Origin of the sequence: Baekduia sp. (genome assembly GCF_035318805.1) — a bacterium.
Classification (GTDB): domain Bacteria; phylum Actinomycetota; class Thermoleophilia; order Solirubrobacterales; family Solirubrobacteraceae; genus Baekduia.
In genome coordinates this window covers 1-20,348 of record NZ_DATHDY010000043.1, presented here as the reverse complement: position 1 = coordinate 20,348, position 20,348 = coordinate 1, and the positions used below count along the sequence as shown (strand labels likewise).

Sequence of the window (20,348 nt, the reverse complement as noted above, 5' to 3'; positions counted from 1 at the left end):
GGTTGTCCATCCCGTCGAAGTCAGGGTTGGAGTCGATCAGCGGGCCGTCCCCGGCGTAGGGCAGCTCGTCGCTGCCCTCGGGATCGGCGATGACGCGCTTGATCGACACGCCATGGGTCTCGGCGAACGCGTAGTCGCGGGGGTCGTGGGCCGGGACGCCCATGATCGCGCCCGTGCCGTACTCCATCAGCACGTAGTCGGCGACGTACATCGGCAGCACCTCGCCGTTGACGGGATTGATCACGTGACGGCCCAGGAAGATCCCCGTCTTGGGCTTGTCGGCGTCGCCGCGGTCCTCCAGCGACTCGTTGGCCGCGTGATTGACGTAGTCGCGCACCTCCTGCTCGCGACCCGTCCCTTCGATCAGCCGCTCGATGTCGGGGTGCTCGGGCGCCATGACGAAGAACGTCGCGCCGAAGAGCGTGTCGGGACGCGTCGTGAAGACGGGGTAGTCGATCCCCAGCTCCTCGCAGCGGAACGTGACCTCGGCGCCTTCGGAGCGCCCGATCCAGTTGCGCTGCATGGTCTTGACGTGCTCGGGCCACGCGATCGCGTCGAGCTCTTCCACCAGTTGATCGGCGTAGTCGGTGATCCGGAAGAACCACTGCTCGAGCTGGCGGACCTCGACCTCGTGGCCGCAGCGCTCGCAGCGCCCGTCGATGACCTGCTCGTTGGCGAGCACGGTCGCGTCGACCGGACACCACTTGACCGCGGCGTCCTTGCGATAGGCCAGCCCGTGCTCGAAGAGCTGCAGGAAGATCCACTGTGTCCAGCGGTAGTACTCGGGCGTGTGGGTCGACAGCTCGCGCGACCAGTCGATGGAGATGCCCCACTCGCGGAACTGCCGCTGAAAGGAGCGGATCGCCTCCTCGGTGGACTCGCGCGGATGCTGGCCGGTGCGGATCGCGTGGTTCTCGGCGGGCAGGCCGAAGGCGTCGTACCCCATCGGATGGAGCACGCGGCGACCCGTGCGACGGTGGAAGTGCGCCACGGCGTCGCCCACCGAGTAGACCTTGAGGTGCCCGATGTGCGGCTCGCCGCTGGGGTAGGGCAGCATCTCGAGGACGTAGGACGTGTCGTCGGCGTCCAGCGGCTCGTCGTTGGACACCTCCCACGTGTGCTCGTCGGCCCAAACCTGCTGCCAGCGAGGCTCGATCTCCTTCGGGTCATAGCGATGTTCGGCCACGCCCCGCAGGCTACAGCGGCGGCCTGCGATTCCCCGCGCCGTAGGATCCGGCCGTGGGCGAACCCGTCACCGTCGATGCGCTGCTGCGCGACCCGACCGCCGCCGAGGTCACCGAGGGGCTGGAGCGCAACCCCGGCTCCGCACGACTCGCCGACCGCGGCTGGGAGCCGCTGTGGTTCGAGGTGCGCGTCGCCGTCGGTGAGCAGCACGACCACGAGTTCATCCACTCCTTGGTCTGGCGCGAGCCCGGCCGGCCCGCGCGCGAGGTCGCCGAGGAGGAGCTCGGGCACACCCTCGACGAGGTGCTGCGCAACCTGCGCGACGCCGAGGGCTACGACGTGTGGCCCGAGGACGTCTCCGAGCCCCGGCTGCGGGTGGAGGTCTCGTAGTTCCCAAGGCACCACGAGGTGGTCGCGTTCTTGCGGTCCAGCGGTCGGGGCGACCTACCATGGCGCCATGGAGGACCGTCCTGATGCATCCCTCCACGGTGAGGATCGCGAGACCCCCGTGTCGGACCCCGGCGGGCTCGACGAGCTGACCGCGTCCTTCGGGGCGCGCCCGATGAGCGAGATCTCCGTCGCGTCGGCCAAGGTCGCCGCGATCGTCGAGGCCGCCGAGCGCGCCGCCGAGGACCTGCGCCACAAGACCGAGGAGAAGGCCCGCGCCCGCATCGCCGAGGCCGATCGCGCCGCAGACCTCCGCGTCGAGGCCGCCGAGGCCGAGGCGAGCGAGATCGTCGACGCTGCGCGCCGGCAGGCCGCCGCCGTCGAGGCCGAGGCCAAGGAGGGCGTGCGCCACATCCACGAGCGCGCCGCGCAGGCGCGCGAGGAGGCCGAGCGCCGCAAGGTCACCGCCGTGCAGGAGGCGCAGGAGGAGGCCGTCCGCATCCGCGCCGACGCCGACACCTACGCCGAGGACGTCCGCCGCGACGCGAAGGCCGACGCGCGCGAGATCATCGCCGAGGCCCACGCAGCCGCGCGCGACGTCCTGCACGACGGCACGACGCTGTCGGGCCATCTCCAGGAGCTGAGCAACTCCCTGAACCGCAACGCCGAGCGGCTGCTCAACGACGTCAAGCTCGCCCACGCCCGGCTGACCGCCGACCTCGACCAGGCCGCACCGGCCGGCCCAGCCGATCCCGCGCCCACGGCGTCGCGCGGAGCGAGCCCGGCAGCACCCCGATCCACCCCACCCCGCCGCGGTCCCGACGGCGACTTCGACGTCCCGGAGTTCGTACCCGGCCGCCGTTGAGCCGGCCCTCGCCGGCCGGGAGTGTTAAGCTGCTTGTCGACCTGGGGCTATAGCTCAGCTGGGAGAGCGCCTGCATGGCATGCAGGAGGTCGTCGGTTCGAGCCCGACTAGCTCCACTCCTACGAAGGGCCCGCAAACGCGGGCCCTTCGTCGTTCCGGAGGTCGACTGCGGTGCCCCGGATCGCGGACGGGTTTCAGGCACTAGTGCCTGAAACCGGCCAGATGTCACTCGTTGGCCGCCGATCGCTGCCGACCGGTCGTCTTCCGGCGTCGCCGCCGCGCCGCGCCGCGCACTTGGATCGTAGCCAGGAGGTCGGGGTTCGAGTCCCTAGCTCCATCGTCACGAAGCCCGCGCGTCTGCAGGGATTTCGTCGTTCGGGACCGAGCAGTTGGACAGGCCCAATCCCGCGCTGTTTCAGGCGCTGGCGCCTGAAGCATCTTGATGCCCCGTTGTAGGGGCCGACTAGTGGTGGCGATCAGCGCCCGCTGGGCTGCCACGGCTTGGCCCGGCCCGGACTTCACCGCTCCATCGACGACTACTAGCCTCGTAGCCGTGCCCGACTCGAAGCTTCGCCAACTGGTCCACGCCGTGGTCCAGGAGGGCCGCGAGGCAGTGCTCGCGCTGAAGCAGGAGCGGACGCTGATCTCGCGCCACTGGCGGTATCCGGTGTTGAAGCAGTTCGACGGTGGCCTGCCGAACGTCTCGCACTCCAGCGACGGACCGACTGACTACGCCGGGCTGTTCAAGCTCTCGGGCGCCGGCGACTACGACATCCGGTACGCCGCACTCGCGTGCCTGCCGGCTCTGCACGCCCACATCGTTGCGGACGAGCGCCTGCGGTCGCGGGTAATGCTGCCCGTCCGTGACAGCGGAAACGAGGAGTTCCGTCAGCGGTTCGACGCTATCTCGGTTGCTCTGCTGCCGCTCGATCTGCTGGACCGCCTCATGATCCGCCACGGCGAGGACTACGCCGACGCAGCCTTCGAGGAGGAGTGGAGTCTCCTTGAACGGTGGCTGCTCGCTGATGACGACCTGCCCGTCGAGGTCGTGGTGCCGCTCGCGATGACGGCTTGCGAGACTGACGAGCCGTTCGAACTCGATCACGATGTGCGGGTCGAGCGCATCCCTGACGGGGAGCACCTGGCGCGCGTCCCGGATCGGCTCTACGCCGACGCAGAAGCGGACGCGCGTGTGATCAGCGCGGCGTCCCACGCCGTCGTGTTCAGCGGGATCTCGATGCCCGCGAGCAGTTCGCTCACATCGCACCTGGTCGTCCCTGGCTTAGTGCCGAACCAGGAGATCGAGCAGACCTTCCAAGTGCTTCAGCTCGCCAGCGGGCTGGCGCTCGGCTACGCGCAGGTCTACCTGCGGCCGCTCGGTTGGGCCTGGAGCTTCGATGCCGACCTCCCCCCGGTGATTGACCCCAAGGCGGTCCGGCGCTATCCGCCAGCGTTCAACGACCTTGCATGGAACCTTAAGCCCAGGACGCTTACCGTCGGCCATCTTGGCGAGGCGAAGGACCTTCGAGCGGCATTGGGGGCCGCCGGGTCGCGGATGGTCCTCGCGGCTCGCCGGTTCGGCCAGGCCCAGCGCCGTGATGAGGCGGAGGATGCCGTCCTTGACCTATGCATTGCACTCGAGGCGGCGCTCGGCGACGCCGCCCACTCCGAGATGACGCACAAGATCGCGATGCGGGCCGCGGCCTTGCTCGGCTCCGACGGCGCGGATCCCGCCAACATCAAGCGGCTCGTGAAGCGGCTGTACGATTGGCGGTCCGCGCTTGTGCACGGGATGGACGTCGCCAAGCCGATCAAGCGGTTTGCCGGAGAGGGCAAGTCGGCGGCCAATGCGCTTGGGTTGGCCAACGCGCTCACGCAACTGGTGCTCGCGTCGATGCTGCGTCGGCCCGACGTCGCCGAGGGCGAGGACCTCGACCGGCTGATGCTCGAGGCGCTCGTCCCCGAGGAGCCTCCGGGCACCCCCGGAACAACCTGATAACCCACGGGGCTTGCGGCAGCCTTGCTCGCGATGGCCGAGCCGCTGTTCCCGCCGTCGCACAAGACTCCGCCACTGAGCATCGCGCACTGGTGAGCCTTATCGTCAGGTGCAGGGACGTCAGGACTCTTGACGGGCCGAATCCCATGGCCGCTGCGACCCTTCGACTACCACGCAGCGTCAACCCGGTACTCGTTCAAAGGCCAACGTCGCGACCCACGTTGGCCCGCCACGCTCGACCTCGCGGCGGACATCGTTGATGGGCGTGTTCCTTGCTCGCGCCGCTCGTGTCGACGTCGAGCGCGAGCGTCGCCGCACTTCCTTCGCGGTCCTTCTCGCGACCGGAACCGGGATGAACTACTCGCTGGGGCGACAGCCCGGAAGGCCCTGCCGGCGGCCCTTCTGCATTGAGGTCGAAGTGCTGGCCTGGTGGCTCGTACCGCGGGTCCGGGATCGAGTTGCTGAGGTTGTGGTCGGCCACGCGGGACCGGAGCTATTGGTCGTGAACGTCGGACTGTCCAGGAAGGGTTTGTAAGAACGGGTTGAGGTCGATGTCGTCGGACAAGGCGTCCGCGTCGTGTGGCGGCTCCCCGAGCTCCCGCCAGCCCGGATCGAAGACGAACGCCGTCGCCTGCCCAACGGGGTCGTTGATCGCGGTGATCCGCGGCGCCTGCTCGGCGAGCTCGACGACGTAGAGCCAGGCCTTCTCGCGGTTGTCCCGGGCGAAGGCGAACTGCCGCGGCGAGATGTTCGGCATCCCGCCGGGGCCCCACTCCCCCACGAGCGACTTGACCTCGATGTAGCGGACGATGGTCCCGTCGTCGTCGGAGGACTCGACGTCGTAGCCCGGGTTGTCGTGCGGCATCTCGAGCGGGTGTCGGCCGTTGCTGCGTTCGTGGGCGAGGACGGCGTCGACCCCGGCCCGGCCGATCGCCAGCCGGCGCGCCTGGGGCACCGTCTGGCGCTCGGGGTCGTCGCCGGGCTCACGGCCACGACCGCTGACGATGACGCGCCACCACTCCGACGGCGGGACGTCCGACGGACGCGGGCGCGGCCCGCCGGTGGTCGTGGCGCCGCGGCCACCCGACGACGTCTGCCCACCCGACGACGTCGAACCGCCCGACGAGCCGGCCGGTCGCGGACGGGCCGGCTGTCGCCCGGCGCCGCCCGGCGCGCCCTCCGCCGGCTCGCCCTCCCCCGGCTCGCCCTCCCCCGGCTCGCCCTCGTCAACCTCATCCGGCGACGCGGGCACCGGCTCCTCTTCCGGCGCTTGCGCCAAGGGGGCGGTGTCCTCGGAACCCTCCTCGTCGGCGCCATGACCCGACGGCTCGGCGGCGCTCATCGGCACCGACGCCGTCAGGCGCGGGATCGAGAGACGGTCGAGGTAGTCGTCGGCCTCCTCGGCGGTGTCCAGGCCGAGCACGTCGCGCAGCACCGCCAGGTGCGAGGGATCCGCATCCAGGGCGAACGCGAGCTCACGCGCGATGTCCACGAACCGCATCCCACCGAGCTCACCGTCCACGTAGACGATGTTCTGCTCGCGTGCCCAGACGGCCCCGACATCCGAGACCTCGAAGGAGATGCGGGGATCCGGCCTGAACCGCCAGGTCACCGACAGCCCTGGCGCCGCGCGAAGCTCCAGCTGGTCGAGCCGCGCCAAGCCGTCGCCCACGCCCGCGCTGCCAAGCGCGCTCTCCAGCAGACGAGCCACCTGCGGGCGACGCTCGCGCAGCAGCCGTTCGAGCGGACGATGCGCCGTCGTCGACTGGGCGCTCGGGGCAGCCACGAGCTGCTCGGACACCGGCGTGACGCCGGCCGCCTGCAGGGCCTGCCAGGACGCCGACGGTCGCGTGATGAGCGTGGGCCCGAGCTCCGGCCTGAGCCGCGCGGCGAGCTGGGGACGGTCGTCGGCGAAGGCTTCGGGTGGGCGCAGGAGCTCCTGCTCGTCATCCAACACGCAGCGGCGGTCGCCGAGCGCGGCGTTGATCTCCTTCGCCTCGATGTCTCCGGCGCCGAGCGACAACTCGAGCAGCTGCCAGCAGTGCGCGACGATCGGTGGGCGGTCGCCCGGCGCCAGGTCATGGTCCAGGATCGTCGCGAGCACGCGCAACGCGTCGTGATGGTCGGGATGTGGCCTGACGCCGATCTTCTCCAACAGCGGTCGCCACGTGTTCCACTCGTGCGCGTCCAGCCGGGTGGCCAGCGGGCCGAGGCCGTGCTCGTCCCAGAACGCCTCGTGCGGGGGGATCCAGGAGCCGTCCCTGCGCCGCAGGCTCGGGAAGTCCCGCAGCTCGGCGATCGCCGGGTCGTCGACGGCGGTGTCGAGCCTGCGGTAGATGTCGGGGTGGGCCCCCGATCCGATGGACGAGCAGTGCCGCAGATGGGCGACGACCAACGCGGTCGAGGGCTCGATCCTGACGTCCAGGACGTCCAGGACGTCGGCGGCGTCGTTGTGGATGCGCGGCGGCGCATCGAGGAAGATCGCCTGGCTCTCGAAGAGATACGCGCGCTGGCGGCGGTAGATCGCCTCCGGGGCGTGCCAGCCCGCCCGGTCGCCGGTGGCCGGAAGCCACTCGGTCGTGAACAGCTCTGCGTAGTCGCTCGTGAGGCGCGCCTGGATCGCCGCGGACCGCGTGCTCCCCGCCGGCACCGGCTCGGCGGCGATGAGCCGCAGGATCTCGTGGATGACGGCGACCGCGGCGTCGTCGGGTGGCCGTTCGGTGAGCTCGTGCACGCGCTCGAGGACGTGGTGCGGTCGGGGCCGGTCGCTGACGCCGAGATCGAAGAGCAGCTCGGCGGCGACCATGGGCCCGTCGTACGTCGGCCACGAAGCCCCGAGCACGACGGTGGTGGCCTCGCCGGCGAAGAGCGCCTCCGAGGGCGGGAGACAACGCCCGCCGCACGGAACGAAGGAGAGCCCGGCGAGCGTCTGCACCATCCGCTGGTCGCCGACGACCTCCTCGCGATGCTCGGCCAGCGTGCGCAGGAGGGCGTGGAGCCACCCGGGCACGCCCTCACCCGCCTCCGCCAGCGCCGGTGGGAGCTGGCCCTCGACGTACTCCCGGAGCGTCAACCGGGGGATCTCCAGCACCGCCGCCAGCTTGCGGACGTCCTCGCCCGCGGTGGTGTCCAGGACCTTCGCGATCTCCGCCTGGTCGACGAACGCGCCGGCCTTGCTGTCGGTCATGACGAGCTCGGAGAGCCCGACGAAGTGGCGCGCGGACCCGCGGCGCGTCGGGAAGATCGGCAGCGCCCGTAGGCGCGCCGTCAGCCCATCGTGCTCGCGCCACCCGTCGCGCCGGTCGTGGAACCATCGCACGACCTCGAGCGGCTGCGCGATCTCCTGAGCATCGCTCAGCGCATCGAGCGCGTCAGCCACCCCCACGACCCTCGCAAGATCGGCGAGGCGCCGGTGCTCGCCGAGCGTGCCGTCGTCCAAGAAGCAGAGATCGGACGCCAGCAGCGCCTTCGTCGTGGCTTCGCCTCGCCAGACCTCCGACCAGCACCGGAGGCTCCCGTCCACGCACGGTGCGGTCGGCGTGTTGGCGAGGAGGGACTCCGCGTTGTTCACGGCCGCGGCCGCGGTCCGGCCCAGCAGACGGCTCATGAGCGCCCACAGCGTCTGCAGCTGGGCGGCGTCCAGCGCGATCGGGGCGCCGGTCAGCGTCCTCGACAACGTCCTGGCGGAGAGCTCCTCCATGCCGATCTCGTTCCGGGGCAGCGGGCGCACGAGCTCGCGGACGTCCGGAGCGAGCACGTCCACGCCGAGCTCGGCCAGGACGGCGTTGGCCACGTCGTCGTCCGGCGAGGGAAGGAAGAGCAGCGCCGGAAGGGCCATCGGCGTGCCGTCGGCCCGGGGCGCGATCTGCGCCGTCTGCACCTCGGGCTCGATCGACGTCCACAGCGACTGGAGGCTCGGATCCACGGCCGCGGCGCTGGTGCGGTGCACCGCCGAGATGAGTTGCCAGGTCGGTACGACGCCGATCCGTGCGGGCAGCTCGCCGAGATGCTCGCTCAGCGTGTCCCCCACCGCGCAGAGCGCAGCGCGGTTCCAGCCGGCCCGGATGCCGTCGTCCAGGTTGATCGTGCGCCGGCTGGAGTGCGGGAAGAAGTCGGCCGACACGAGCACCGTCGCGGGCAGGCGCTCCTCGGTGGGCAGCACGGCGTACAGCCGTCCCTCGGTGAGCGTCGCGCCGACGAGGACCTCGATCTTCGATGACCGCTTGGGCTCGATGGGCGCGTCGGGGAGCGCCCGCAGCACGGCGGCCGCCTCGTCGAAGTCGCCGACGAGGCGCTGCAGCTCGAGGACCTCGTCGCCGGGGCCGTGCAGGCGCACGCGATCGTCGTCGCGCTCGCAGCGGAAGGCGCAGACCGGGCGTCCTTCGCGCAGCAGCTCGATGCGCCGCACGCGCCGGAGGAAGGGCAGGGCGTCGCGCAACGACGCCGCAAGGGCGTCGGCGATGCCGTCGGGATCGTGCCGCGCCTCCTGTCCGAGCTTGACCCGAAGGTCGCTGCCCACCTCCGCCCACGGAAGGCGCAGGACGGTGCCCGACTGCTGCTCGCAGGTCGGGCAGCCGTCGCAGGTGCGCACGCGGTCCTCGGCGTTCGCCGCTTCGGGGCAGAGCGTGATGTGCAGCCCCGCGCTGATGATCTCCGGCCGGTCGGTGACCTGGTAGACCGCTGTGAACCCGATCCCGAACGCACCGGTCGTGTCGTCGCGTCCGCGCTTGGTCTCCGACGCGACCCGCAGGAACGCGTGGACGTCGCACCGCGGCTCGCGCCTGCAGTCCTTGGCCACCGCGCCGCAGAACGAGAAGACACCGTCGTTGGACACGACGACTGCGTCTTCGCGCACGTCGAAGCGCATCGACGTCGCCCCGGGGTGATCGCCCTCGCCCGCCGCGTCGTCGGCGTTCTGGATCAGCTCGTGGGCGAGCGTCTCGTATCCCTGCAGGTCGGTCAGGACCTTCGCGAGCGTGCCGATGAAGTCGGCCTCAAGGGTGAACGGCGACATGGGGACCATTGTCGTGCCTATGCACGACATTGGCGTTGATCGCCCGCGTCCTCCGTATCGACCAAGGGTGGCGAACGGTGAGAAGAAGCGAATCGATCAGAGCCTGATCGGCAAGCGACCGGCAGCCCGTGGTCGGCGTGGCCGGGCCGCATGAGGATGTGGGCCACGACGAGATCGGGCCGCACAGGCACTGGAACGCCGCGAGTGCCCGGAGCTCCGACAATCGCCTGTACTCCAAGGCAATCCGTCGCCCTTGCACCACCGACGAGCACCTCGGAAAGCCCTGCAAATCGCTATTTCTGGACGCGCAGTCGTCGTACATGGCATGCAGGAGGTCGTCGGTTCGAGCCCGACTAGCTCCATGTGGTACGGAACCCCTGCTAGCGCGGGGGTTTCGTCGTTGTGGGGCGGGTTGGAACCGGCGGTTGGGGTGGCGCGTTCAGGCACGAGTGCCTGAAACCCGCCAGATGCCTCTTGGTCGCAGAGGATCACGGGCGATTCGACTGCATTCGTTACATCTACCCAGGCGCGGCGTCGGCGCAGACATGGGACATCTACGACCGAGAGGTCTATGGCTCCTGGCGGCGCTCCGTTGATCAGGCTCGAGCGCGACGCGTTCGAGCGGCCCGGCCTGACGCTGGGGCTCAGCTGCGGGGGAGGACCCAGAACGGGTCGTCGAAGCCGTGCTCGACCAGCAGCCGCTGTCGATCGGCGGCACCGGTCGGCTTGTAGTCGGGGTCGAGCCGGTCGCCGTACCAGGTCAAGGCCAGGCGCCACATGCGCCAGGCCTCGACCACGGCGCCCAGCGGCACGTCGCGCCGGCGCACGTCGTCGTGGACGTGCTCCTCGTTGCAGTAGAGACGCAGGTCGCCGCAGGTCGCGATGACGTCGTCCCACCAGTGCGCCGCCGGCCGCGGGATGCGGATGACCAGCTCGGGCGGCCGCACCGACGGGCCGGAAGTCAGCGAGAGCGTCACGCCGCAGCCAGGGCACCGCGTCGTGATCTCCAGATCCTCCCCGAGGGCCGCCACGATCCCGAAGGAATCCCACGCACAGCCGCCCCACCACATGCGGTCGTCGGCGGCGCGCAGCACGAAGCCCATCGGCGCGGCCGAGAACGGATGGGCCATGCGGATCGCATCGCCCTCGGGCTCGAGCACGAGCTGGTGCAGGTCGTGCAGCGCGCGCAGCCGCCCGAGTGCCGCGCCGTCGTCGATGCCGAGGCGCTGGGCCACGCGCCGCGGCGACGGCACCGCGCCCGTGACCGCGAGCTCCTGAAAGACGACACGGCGCGCGGCGGCGAGGTCCGGGGTCCACGCGGGTGGAGCCACGGCGTCCTCGCCGGTCACGCGACCCCCTCGGGGGAACGGGCGCACAGTGCGGCGACGTCGATCGCCGTCGCGACGCCGGTGATGGCCAGCGCCTGGGCCGCCATCACGGGCGGGAGCCGTCGGCGGGCGACCATCGCGGCGCCCATCGTCGTGTCGGCCGCGTCGCAAAGCAGCCAGAGCCGGTGCCAGAGGCGCCGCGGTTCCCCGCGCGAGAGCAGGTACCCGGTGCCGAGCGAGATGGCCCGGACGCCGAACACCCGGTTCATGTACACCAACTCCGGCGAGTCGCCGCCACGTGACACGCCGAACACCCGGTTCATGGCGCGCGGCGCGCACCAGGCGAACGCGCCCAGGACGATCCGGAACCCCGCGAGACCGCGCATCGCGCTCGCCCTTCCCCCGACCCCGCGCTCCTCCTGTGGTCCCGCCGACATCGCCGTCCTCCCGGTTCTTGGAACCCTTGCAAGAACGCGAACCTAGCGCGAGACACGAGTTCCTGCAACGCTTGCAGGAGTGAGCGTGCCGCCAACGTCCGGGAGCCGGCCGCTCGACCCGCGCCGGGTGCGGACGAGCGAGCAGCTGCTGCGCGCCGCCGACGACGTCTTCGCGACCGAGGGGCTCCAAGGTGCGACCGTCGAGGAGATCGCGGCACGCGCACAGGTCTCCATCGGCTCGATCTACAACAACTTCGGATCCAAGGCCGGCCTCTACGCCGCGGTCGTGGACCGGGCGCTGGACGTCGACCGCGAATACATGGATCGCGCCTACGTCCCCGGCCGCTCGCCCATCGAGCAGCTCCGGACCGCTGCCGAGCAGTACCTGCGCTTCGCGCTCGATCACCCCGACTTCTTCCGGATGCTGGCCTTCCCGACCCCCGTCACCGACGTCTCCGCCGCGATGGAGGCCGCCCGGCGGCTCGCACGGCGCATCGACGACCAGAACGCGCGCATGGTCGCCGCGCTGGAGCGGGGCATGACCGACGGCAGCATCCGCCCGCTGGACGCAGCACGCACAGCAACGGTGCTCTGGGCGAGCTGGAACGGGATCATCAGCCTGGCCTGGCGTCCCGACGCACTCCGCCGCGACGCACGCGAGCTGACCGCGCTGATCGCCCTGGCAACCGACGTGGTCGACCGCGGCCTGCGGGCCTGAGCGGCCGGCGCGAGGGCGCCACAGCTACGCTGGCCTACGGCCACGTGTGCGGCAGCTGGAGATCGCGGTGGAGCCATATCAGGAACCTGGGCAGCGCCCGCGGTCGGAGTACATCGACGGCCGTGATCAGCGGCACCTCGGTACTGCACCCACCTGACTTCTACAACGAACTAACGACTCACGACACTAGACTATCTGCCCGCGCGGTCTCCAACGCACGAACGAAGCCGGCGGCGCGCTCGCGCAGTTCCTCGAAGCGCCCCTCGCGGATCGCGTCTTGCGGGCACATCGCTCCGCCGGCGCCAACCGCCAGCGCGCCCGCGGCGAGCCAGTCGCCGAGGTTCTCCGGCGTCACGCCGCCGGTCGGGACCACCCGCAGGTCCGGGAACGGCTCGCGGAGCGCCCGCAGCAGCCCGACGCCGCCGTGGCCGGCGGGGAACAGCTTCACCGCGCTCGCGCCCAGCCTGCGCGCGCGCATCACCTCGCTGGCCGTGAAGACGCCGGCAAGCGTCGGGAGCCCGGTCGCGCGCATCGCGCCGAGCACATCGTCGTCGACGCCGGGCGAGACGAGGAAGCGCGCGCCTGAGGCGTGCGCCTCCTGCGCCTGGCGCGGCTCGACCACGGTGCCGGCGCCGACGAGCAGGCCGCGATCGGCCAGCCGCGCGATCGCGGCCGCCGCACCCGGAGTCGTAAACGTGATCTCCAGCGCCCGGACGCCGGCTTGCGCCACCGCCTCCGCGGCGGCCACGGCGGCGTCCGCCGAAGGAGCACGGATGACCGCGACCAGGCCGGACTCCGCGATCGCGTCCAGGCTCATGGGGAGTCCGCCGTGGAAGCGGCCAGACGACCGCCGGAGGCGATCGCGATCACGTGAGCACCGTCTCGACCTCGCCCAGGGAGAGCAGCGCGGTGGTGACCTCGGTCGCGCTCGGGTAGCTTCGCGCACACCCGGTCCCGCGGCACGAGAGCGCCCCCGCAACGACGCCGTGGGCGAGCGCTCGCCGGGGCTCGGCGCCTGAGAAGCGGGCCGCCAGGTACGCGCCCGCCAGCGCGTCTCCGGCGCCCGCGGCGTCGATCGCCTCGACCCGCGGCGGCGCGAGCGTGTGCAGCTCGCGCCCGGACAACAACGTCGCCGGCCCCGCGCCGTGCGTCATCACGATCTCCATCGCCGGCATCCCGAGCGCCGCGGCGACGTCCTCGACGTGCTCGGCGCCGAACAGCGCGTGCGCGTCCTCGACCGAAAGGAACACGAGGTCGGACGCGCGCGCGAACGTCGCGAGCTGCTCACGGTCCGGGTTCAACGCCGCGCGATAGTTGACCGAGAACGACACAGGCACGCCGACGTGCCGCGCCCGCTCGGCCAACAGCTCCGCCGCCTCCGACGCCGACGCCGAGATCGAGAGCGTGATGCCCGTCACGTGCAGGACGTCGAGCCCGCGGAGGAATGGTCCCGCGGCGTGCCGACGCGCAAGGAGGCTCGCCGCCGAGCCCATGCGGTGATAGCTGAAGCGATGCGCGCCAAGCTCATCACGCTCGTTCACGTACAGCCCGGTCGCCGCGTCCGGGTCGACCTCCACCGCCGACAGGTCGACGCCCGCGCCGCGCCAGAACTCGAGCAGCATGCGCCCCGCGGTGTCATCGCCCACGCGCGTCAACAACCGCGCGCGAGCACCCGCCTTCGCGGCCATCACGGCCACGTTGGCGGCGTCGCCCCCGAAGCCGCGGCCGAGACTGGCCTCGGCGAGCGTCGGGTCGAGGCTCACCTCCAGCAGTCCTTCGCCAATTGCCCCGACCACGGCGGCACCCGCGCCCCCGGAATCGGGGAGCTGGGTGCCGTCCTGGGACTTCCCGTCCCGGATCGTTGTCATGTTCCGCCTATTCCGCGCTTGCCTAGAACAGGCTGTTGGGGTCGTAGTACTGCTTGGCGTTGTCGTGTGTGATCTGCGGGGACGGGACCACGGTGTCCTTCTGGACCTGCTTGCCGCCGAGGATGTCGACGATCCGGTGGAACCCCATGCGGCCGATCTTGTCGGAGTTGTTGAGCCCCGTGACGCCGTAGTTGGTGCCGTCGAGGATCTGCTTGAGCGCCTCCTTCTGGCCGTCGACCGCCGCGAAGAAGATCCTGTCGGCACGGCCGGCGTCCTTGACCGCCTTCTGCGCACCGAGGCACATCGAGTCGTTCTCACAGAAGATCGCGTTGAGGTCGCCGTACTTGGTCAGCAGGTTCTCCGCCACCTTCACGCCGCCGTCGGTGCCCCACTCGGCAAAGTCCGGCGCGGTGATCGTCTTGATCCCGGGTGACGACTTGAGCACGCCGAGGACCCCGTTGGTGCGGCCGAGGCCGATCGTGTTGTCCGCCGGGCCGCCACGGATGAGCGCCACCGTGCCCTTGCCGTTGAGCCGGTTGGCGATGTACTCGCCGTCCTGCTTGCCGATCGCCTCGTTGTCCGGCCCGATCCAGCTTGCGTAGTCGCCGCCCTTGAGCTTGCGGTCGACCATCACGACGGGGATGTTCGCCTGCTTGGCGGCGTTGAGCACGGCAGGCGCCGCCTCCAGCGGACCGCCCGAGATCACGATGCCGTCGACCTTCTGACTGATCAGGTTCTGAACGTCGGTCGTCAACTTGGCGGCGTCGCCGCCGGCATCGGTCACCCGCACCTTGACGTTGCCGACGGTGCTCGCCTCCTCCTGCACGGCCTTCGACATGCCGATGAAGTAGGCGGCGCCAAGGGTGAAGTTGGCGACGCCGATGGTGTAGGTCTTGGAACCGCTGGACGCCGCGGCGTCAGCGCCCCCAGAGCCCTTGTCGTCCGAGCCGCAGGCCAGCATGGCCAGGCTCATCGCGGCGGCCGCGATCACGGCCGTCAGCTTGTACATCTCAAACCCTCCTCCTGTTGTGCGAGACGTCACCGTTCCTCCTCCTGACGCCGGGCCAGGACGACGAACACGATGATCAGACCCTTGAGCACCTGCTGCCAGTAGCTCTGGACGTCGTAGAGCGTCAGCAGGTTGTCGATCAGTGCGAGCAGCACGACGCCGCCGAGCGTGCCGACGACGCTGCCACGTCCGCCGGCCAGGCTCGCGCCCCCGATCACGCAGGCGGCGATCGCGTTCAGCTCGAAGCCGACCGCGACGCTGGGCTGTGCGATGCCGACGCGCGAGGCCAGGATGACCCCGGCCAGGCCGGCGCAGAAGCCGCTGATCGCGTAGGCGAGCAGCAGGTGGCGGGAGACGCCGATGCCCGCGAGGCGCACCGCCTCGCGGTTGCCGCCGATCGCGATCAGCGCACGCCCGGCCGACGTGCGGGTGAGGAACACCTGCACGATCGCAAACGCCACGACCATCACGATCGCGGCCACCGGGATCGGCCCGACGGTGTTCGTGCCGATCGCGAGGAATCCGGGCTTCAGCGGCGTGATCGGCGTTTCCGAGTAGACGAACGAGAGTCCGCGGATCGTGGTCAGCGCACCCAGCGTCACCACGAACGGCGCGAGCCGGAAGCGGGCGACGAGAATGCCGTTGGCCGAGCCGCAGGCCACGCCGACGATGACCGCGAGCGTCATGGCGGCCGCGACGGACATGTGCGCCGACAGCCCGGCGGCCATGATGCCGGTGAGCGCGACGATCGAGCCGACCGACAAGTCGATGCCGCCCGTCAGGATCACCACGAGCATGCCCAGGGCCAGCAGGCCGGTGGTGACCATCTGGCGCAGAAGGTTGGTGACGTTGCTCTCGGTGAGGAACGCATCGCTGGTGAACGCCGCAACGATCACCAGCACCACGAACGCCAGGACGAAGCTGCCGTTGATCACGAGGCCGCGGTTGGCGCGCAGCTCCGGCAACCGGGCCTTGATCGCCGATGGAGACGCGACGGCGTTCATGCCGCGACGCCGATCGAATGGGCGAGCAAGCGCTCCTCGTCGGTGTCGGCGCTCGGCAGGTTGGCGACCAACCGGCCCTCGTGCATCACCAGCACGCGATCGCTGGCGCCGAGGACCTCGGTCAGGTCTGATGAGATCAGCAGCACGCCCAGCCCCGTGCGCGTGAGCCCGTCGATCATCCGATAGAGGTCCACGCGCGTGGCGACGTCGACGCCGCGCGTCGGCTCGTCGAGGATCAACACGCGCGGCCTGGACAGCAGCCACTTGGTCAGCACGACCTTCTGCTGATTGCCGCCGCTCAGGTGGCGCACCGGGCGATCGAGCCCGCGCGGGCGGATGTCGAGCTCGTCGACGACCTCGTCGACCATCGCGCTCTGGCGCTTGCGGTCCAGCAGTCCCCAGCGGCGGACCTTGGCCATCGTGGCCAGCCCGGCGTTGTCGCGCACGCACATGTCGAGCACGAGCCCGGTGTCCTTGCGGTCCTCGGTCACGAGCGCGAGCCCGGCGGCGATCGCCTGCTTCGGCGTGCGCAGGTCGACCGGCTTGCCGTCGACGCGGATCTCACCGGCCGTCGCGCGCGCGGCGCCGAACAGGCATTCGGCGACCTCCGTGCGCCCGCTGCCGACCAGGCCGAACATGCCGACGACCTCGCCGGCCTTGACGTCGAGCGTCACGTCCGCGAAGGCGCCCTCGCGCGTCAGGCCCTCCACGGCGAGCAGCTCGCGCCCGGGCTGCGGCCGGCGCGGCGGGAAGACCTGAGCGAGCCGGCGGCCGGCCATCTGGCGCACGATCTCGTCCGGGCTCGTGTCGGCCGGCACGCTGGTGGTGACGATCCGGCCGTCCTTGATGACCGTCACCCGGTCGGCGATCTCCATGACCTCGTCCAAGCGATGTGAGACGTAGAGCACCAACACGCCATCGGCCCGCAGCGACCGGATGAGGTCGAACAGGCGGTCGAGGTCCTCGCCGGCGAGCACCGCCGACGGCTCGTCGAGGATGAGGATCCGCGGCTCGGAGGCGAGCGCCTTGGCGATCTCGATCATCTGACGCCGTGCGACGGGCAGCCGCCCGACGGTCGCGCGAGGGTCGATGCCGTCGAAGCCGACGCGGGCGAGCAGGGCGCCGGCGCGGGCGTGCGCGGCGCGCCAGTCGACCAGGCCGCGCGTGCGCGGAAGGTCCCCGAGCAGGATGTTCTCGGTCACGCTCAGCTGCGGCACGAGGCTGAGCTCCTGGTGCACGGTGCGGATGCCGCGCTCCTGCGCCTCGCGCGGGCTGGCAAGCTCGGCCGGCTCGCCGCCGATCCGGATCTCGCCGGCGTCGCGTCTGACCGCGCCCGACAGGATCTTGAGCAGCGTCGACTTGCCGGCGCCGTTGGCGCCGGCGATCGCCACGACCTCGCCCGCGCGCGCCTCGAGGTCGATGCCGTGCAGCACCTCGACGCGTCCGTAGGCCTTGCGGACCGCCTCCAACGCGAGCATCAGCCCCACGCGTCCATCACCACGATCGTCTTCTCCTCGGTCATGTCGAGCAGCGTGTCGTGCAGCCCCTCGCGGGTCCCGCCCGTAAGCTTCACGCCGCCGAACGGCAGGTTCTCCGAGCGCAGCGCGGTCGAGCCGTTGATGATCACGCCGCCCGCCTGCGCCTTGCGCGCGAGCGCGAACGCCCGGTTGACGTCGCGCGTGAAGACCGCGGTGTGCAGTCCGTAAGGGGAGGCGTTGGCGAGCTCGACGCCCTCCTCGGCGCTGGACACGCGCACGAGCGGGGCGACGGGCCCGAAGATCTCCTGAGCGATCGCGGGCGCGTCGGCCGGCACGTCGAGCAAGATGGCGGGATGCATGTACGCGCCGTCGCGCGCGCCGCCGATCAGCGTCGCGCCCTGGTCGACGGCCGCTTCGAGCGCGACCTCGACGGCCTGCGCGGCGGCCTCGTTGATCAGCGGGCCGACGTCGGTCGCCTCCTCGAGCGGGTCTCCGACGACCAGCTCGCCTGCCCGCTCGATCAGCTTCGCGGCCAGCTCGTCGTAGATCGCATCCTCGGCGTAGACGCGCTTGACCGCGCAGCAGATCTGACCGTTGCCGCGCGCGAGGCGGCCGAGCACGATCGCCTCGGCGGCCTTGGCGACGTCGGCGTCGGCGCACACGACCATCGCGTCGTTGCCCCCGAGCTCGAGGTGCACCTTCTTGAGCGAGCGCGCCGCCAGCTCGGCGACCGCGCGGCCCGCGGCGGTGCTGCCGGTGAGGCTGATGAGCTGGATGCCGTCGGCGGCCGCGAGCGCCTGGGCGACGTCCGGGCCGCCGGCCAGGATCTGGTGCGCGCCCGCGGGCGCGCCCGCCGCCTCGACGATGCCGGCGATCTCCAGCAGCGCCAGCGGGCACTTCTCCGGCGGCTTGACGATCACCGCGTTGCCGCCCGCCAGCGCGGCGGCGGCCTTGTGCGCGTACAGCTCGACGGGGTAGTTGAACGGGACGATCGCCGCGACCACGCCAAGCGGCTCGCGCACGGTGATCGCGAGGTTGCGCTCCAGCCCGGGCACCGCGTCGAGCGGGATCTGGCGGCCGAACAGGCGCTTGGCCTCCTCGCCGAAGCCGCGGAAGATGCGGATCGCGGCGGCGACCTCGCCGCGCGTCTGCTGGATCGGCTTGCCGTTCTCGGCGGCCACCAGGCGCGCGAGCTCCTCGCTCCGGGCCTCGATCCCGTCGGCGATCCGCGCGAGCAGCGCCGCGCGCTCGTGCGCGGGTACCTCGCGCAGGTCACGGGCGGCCGCGATCGTCGCATGGATCTGCTCCGGGGTGGCAGCCGGCACCTCGCCGAGCAGGTCGCCGGTGGCAGGGTTGCGTACCTCGATCGATTCGAGCGCCGTTGGCACCGTGGTCACCTCGTCTGGTTGAGGTTGGGACGCCCGAGCCGCCGGGCGATCTCGTTGGCGGCGGCAATCACCACGGGGGTGATCTCCGCGCAGCGTTCCGGTGGCATCCGGGCCGCAGGCGCCGACACGCTGATCGCGGCGATCGGCTCCGAGCCCCTGCCGACGATCGCGGCGCCGATGCAGCGGACGCCGAGCTCGTTCTCCTCGTCGTCGATCGCGACGCCCGCCTCGCGCACCTTGTCGAGCTCGGCGAGCAGCGCGTCCGTCGAAGTGATCGTGTGCATCGTGCGCAACTCGCGCGGACGCGCGAGGGCTGCCCGCAGCGCGTGCTCGTCGAACCGCGCCATGAGGGCCTTGCCCATGGCGCTGCAGTACAGCTCCACGCGCGCGCCGATGTGCGAGACGAGCCGCACCGACTGAGGGCTCTCGACCTTGGCGACGTAGACGACGCAGCCGTCGGCGGGCACGCCGAGGTGGACGGTCTCGCCCGTGCGCGCCACGAGGTCGTGCAGCACCGGCTCGGCCGCGCTCCGTACGTTGTCGCCGTCGAGCAGCGCGCCGGCGAGCTCGACGAGCTTGAGGCCCAGCTGCAGGCGGCCGGCGTCGTTGCGGCGCAGCACGCCGAGCTCCAGCAGTGTGGTGACGTAGCGGTGCGTGGTGCTCTTGGCGATCGGCACGCCGGATGCGAGCTGGGCGAGCGTGAGCCCGTCGGGGCCGGCCGCCGCGATGCGGTCGAGCAGCTCGAAGGCGCGCTCGACGCTCGACGACGTGTCGTTTCGAGAAGTGGGGACAGTCATATCTCTGTATCTCTCCTTGTTGCTGCTCTCCGCGTTCGATCTATCCGAATAGGTATCGTATAAATCGAACGGGGCAGAACATAGCCCGGCCGTTGGATCGATGTCAAGCCGAGTCGGAGGGTGTTGACACCGCTGATAGCTTCCGGCTCGTCCATAATATCCGATCGTCATTCGGATATGTCGAACAGGAGGAGATGTCGTGAATCGCCGACAGAAGTTGGCCAGCCTGCTGCTGGGGAGCGCCCTTGCAGCCACGTTGGCCGGACCCGCGATCGCACAGACGGACCAGGGGTGGGTGCTGAAGTACTCGGAGAACTTCAACCGCACCGTGAACACCGATAAGAGCGCGTGGGAGAAGTACAACTACGAGCGGCCGGCCGACAACATCATGGACGACAACGGTGACTGGTGGAAGAACGACTACGGTGCCGACAAGTATCTCGCTGCGCTGCACAGCTACGACGTCTTCCGCAAGAACGTGCCCATCGGCAAGGACGGGTGGCTGACCGCCACGCTGTCGGCGCGCGACTGGGGCAAGGACGGCACGCCCGACAAGCCGCCGACGATCCAGACCACCAAGCTGGACGGGCAGGGGAAGGTGCTCGAGCTCAACTCGCCGGACTCCTACGACGGCGCGTTCATCACCACGTCGAAGGCGCTTCCGGCGCAGTACCGGCTCGAGTACCACCTCAAGACGCTCGACTTCGGCGGTGAGCGCAACGGGTCGATCAACTACGACGGCAAGTCGAACGGCTACGAGCTGGTGCCGGGCGAGTGCAAGTCGCAGTTCCCGCATGCCGAGGGCCTCAACACGCCGGGCTGGCTCGGCCAGATCACGACCAACCCGTGCGACTACCAGAGCGTCACGGAAGGC

The 20,348-nt window shown here is 70.8% G+C and carries 15 protein-coding genes, 1 tRNA gene and 1 pseudogene; 6 read left to right on the top strand and 11 right to left on the bottom strand.

Features of this window, described 5'->3' with window-relative positions; translation table 11 throughout:
- The coding region (locus VK501_RS10365; protein WP_324337308.1) for a class I tRNA ligase family protein at positions 1–1,186 on the bottom strand (1,186 nt) is incomplete at its 3' end.
- Between the two features lie 53 nt (positions 1,187–1,239).
- Between VK501_RS10365 and VK501_RS10360 the strand changes: the two genes are divergently transcribed.
- From VK501_RS10360 to VK501_RS10345, 4 genes are all read left to right on the top strand, one after another.
- Positions 1,240–1,575, top strand: a complete 336-nt coding sequence (locus VK501_RS10360) for a hypothetical protein (RefSeq protein ID WP_324337307.1) — start codon at positions 1,240–1,242, stop codon at positions 1,573–1,575.
- A gap of 67 nt (positions 1,576–1,642) precedes the next feature.
- Positions 1,643–2,437 (top strand): hypothetical protein, encoded by a 795-nt coding sequence (locus tag VK501_RS10355; protein ID WP_324337306.1) that lies wholly within the window; start codon positions 1,643–1,645, stop codon positions 2,435–2,437.
- 43 nt (positions 2,438–2,480) lie between these two features.
- Positions 2,481–2,553 (top strand) — tRNA-Ala (locus VK501_RS10350).
- 437 nt (positions 2,554–2,990) lie between these two features.
- Positions 2,991–4,433, top strand: a complete 1,443-nt coding sequence (locus VK501_RS10345) for a hypothetical protein (RefSeq protein ID WP_324337304.1) — start codon at positions 2,991–2,993, stop codon at positions 4,431–4,433.
- A 493-nt stretch (positions 4,434–4,926) separates the two neighbouring features.
- Here VK501_RS10345 and VK501_RS10340 read toward each other — a convergent pair whose 3' ends face one another.
- From VK501_RS10340 to VK501_RS10330, 3 genes are all read right to left on the bottom strand, one after another.
- Positions 4,927–9,447, bottom strand: a complete 4,521-nt coding sequence (locus VK501_RS10340; protein WP_324337302.1) for a protein NO VEIN domain-containing protein — start codon at positions 9,445–9,447, stop codon at positions 4,927–4,929.
- Between the two features lie 644 nt (positions 9,448–10,091).
- Positions 10,092–10,778 (bottom strand): organomercurial lyase, encoded by a 687-nt coding sequence (gene merB, locus VK501_RS10335; protein WP_324337300.1) that lies wholly within the window; start codon positions 10,776–10,778, stop codon positions 10,092–10,094.
- Positions 10,779–10,792: 14 nt separating this feature from the next.
- The gene (locus tag VK501_RS10330; protein ID WP_324337298.1) at positions 10,793–11,212 is read right to left on the bottom strand and encodes a hypothetical protein; all 420 of its coding nucleotides are present in this window, start codon (positions 11,210–11,212) and stop codon (positions 10,793–10,795) included.
- Positions 11,213–11,291: 79 nt separating this feature from the next.
- Here VK501_RS10330 and VK501_RS10325 point away from each other — a divergent pair, with 79 nt between their 5' ends.
- The gene (locus tag VK501_RS10325; protein ID WP_324337296.1) at positions 11,292–11,930 is read left to right on the top strand and encodes a TetR/AcrR family transcriptional regulator; all 639 of its coding nucleotides are present in this window, start codon (positions 11,292–11,294) and stop codon (positions 11,928–11,930) included.
- Between the two features lie 178 nt (positions 11,931–12,108).
- Here the strand turns inward: VK501_RS10325 and VK501_RS10320 are convergent, their stop codons facing one another.
- Genes VK501_RS10320 through VK501_RS10290 form a run of 7 tightly spaced genes read right to left on the bottom strand, consistent with a single transcriptional unit; the run spans position 12,109 to position 19,474 of the window.
- Complete coding sequence (locus VK501_RS10320) at positions 12,109–12,747, bottom strand: bifunctional 4-hydroxy-2-oxoglutarate aldolase/2-dehydro-3-deoxy-phosphogluconate aldolase (protein ID WP_324337294.1); 639 nt, start codon at positions 12,745–12,747, stop codon at positions 12,109–12,111.
- A 49-nt stretch (positions 12,748–12,796) separates the two neighbouring features.
- On the bottom strand, positions 12,797–13,798 hold the full coding sequence (locus tag VK501_RS10315) for a sugar kinase (protein WP_324337292.1): 1,002 nt from the start codon (positions 13,796–13,798) through the stop codon (positions 12,797–12,799).
- A gap of 22 nt (positions 13,799–13,820) precedes the next feature.
- Positions 13,821–14,807 (bottom strand): substrate-binding domain-containing protein, encoded by a 987-nt coding sequence (locus tag VK501_RS10310; RefSeq protein ID WP_324337289.1) that lies wholly within the window; start codon positions 14,805–14,807, stop codon positions 13,821–13,823.
- 29 nt (positions 14,808–14,836) lie between these two features.
- A complete protein-coding gene (locus VK501_RS10305) occupies positions 14,837–15,811 on the bottom strand; it encodes an ABC transporter permease (protein WP_324337288.1) in 975 nt (324 codons plus the stop codon).
- On the bottom strand, positions 15,808–17,289 hold the full coding sequence (locus tag VK501_RS10300) for a sugar ABC transporter ATP-binding protein (RefSeq protein WP_324337286.1): 1,482 nt from the start codon (positions 17,287–17,289) through the stop codon (positions 15,808–15,810). The genes VK501_RS10305 and VK501_RS10300 overlap by 4 nt, the downstream gene beginning before the upstream one ends.
- Positions 17,289–18,686, bottom strand: a complete 1,398-nt coding sequence (locus VK501_RS10295) for an aldehyde dehydrogenase family protein (protein ID WP_324337285.1) — start codon at positions 18,684–18,686, stop codon at positions 17,289–17,291. Before VK501_RS10295 ends, VK501_RS10300 begins: the two co-directional genes overlap by 1 nt.
- Positions 18,683–19,474 (bottom strand): IclR family transcriptional regulator, encoded by a 792-nt coding sequence (locus VK501_RS10290; protein ID WP_324337284.1) that lies wholly within the window; start codon positions 19,472–19,474, stop codon positions 18,683–18,685. The genes VK501_RS10295 and VK501_RS10290 overlap by 4 nt, the downstream gene beginning before the upstream one ends.
- Before the next feature lie 199 nt (positions 19,475–19,673).
- On the opposite strand from VK501_RS10290, the pseudogene VK501_RS10285 reads away from it, so the two are divergent.
- Positions 19,674–20,348: pseudogene (locus VK501_RS10285) on the top strand (mucin-5B); the annotation flags it as partial.

Excerpts from the sequence above, each read along its gene's own strand:
- VK501_RS10355 (WP_324337306.1), top strand. The coding sequence starts at position 1,643 with ATGGAGGACCGTCCTGATGCATCCCTCCACGGTGAGGATCGCGAGACC.
- VK501_RS10340 (WP_324337302.1), bottom strand. The coding sequence starts at position 9,447 with ATGTCGCCGTTCACCCTTGAGGCCGACTTCATCGGCACGCTCGCGAAG.
- VK501_RS10330 (WP_324337298.1), bottom strand. The coding sequence starts at position 11,212 with ATGTCGGCGGGACCACAGGAGGAGCGCGGGGTCGGGGGAAGGGCGAGC.
- VK501_RS10320 (WP_324337294.1), bottom strand. The coding sequence starts at position 12,747 with ATGAGCCTGGACGCGATCGCGGAGTCCGGCCTGGTCGCGGTCATCCGT.
- VK501_RS10315 (WP_324337292.1), bottom strand. The coding sequence starts at position 13,798 with ATGACAACGATCCGGGACGGGAAGTCCCAGGACGGCACCCAGCTCCCC.
- VK501_RS10310 (WP_324337289.1), bottom strand. The coding sequence starts at position 14,807 with ATGTACAAGCTGACGGCCGTGATCGCGGCCGCCGCGATGAGCCTGGCC.
- VK501_RS10305 (WP_324337288.1), bottom strand. The coding sequence starts at position 15,811 with ATGAACGCCGTCGCGTCTCCATCGGCGATCAAGGCCCGGTTGCCGGAG.
- VK501_RS10300 (WP_324337286.1), bottom strand. The coding sequence starts at position 17,289 with ATGCTCGCGTTGGAGGCGGTCCGCAAGGCCTACGGACGCGTCGAGGTG.
- VK501_RS10290 (WP_324337284.1), bottom strand. The coding sequence starts at position 19,474 with ATGACTGTCCCCACTTCTCGAAACGACACGTCGTCGAGCGTCGAGCGC.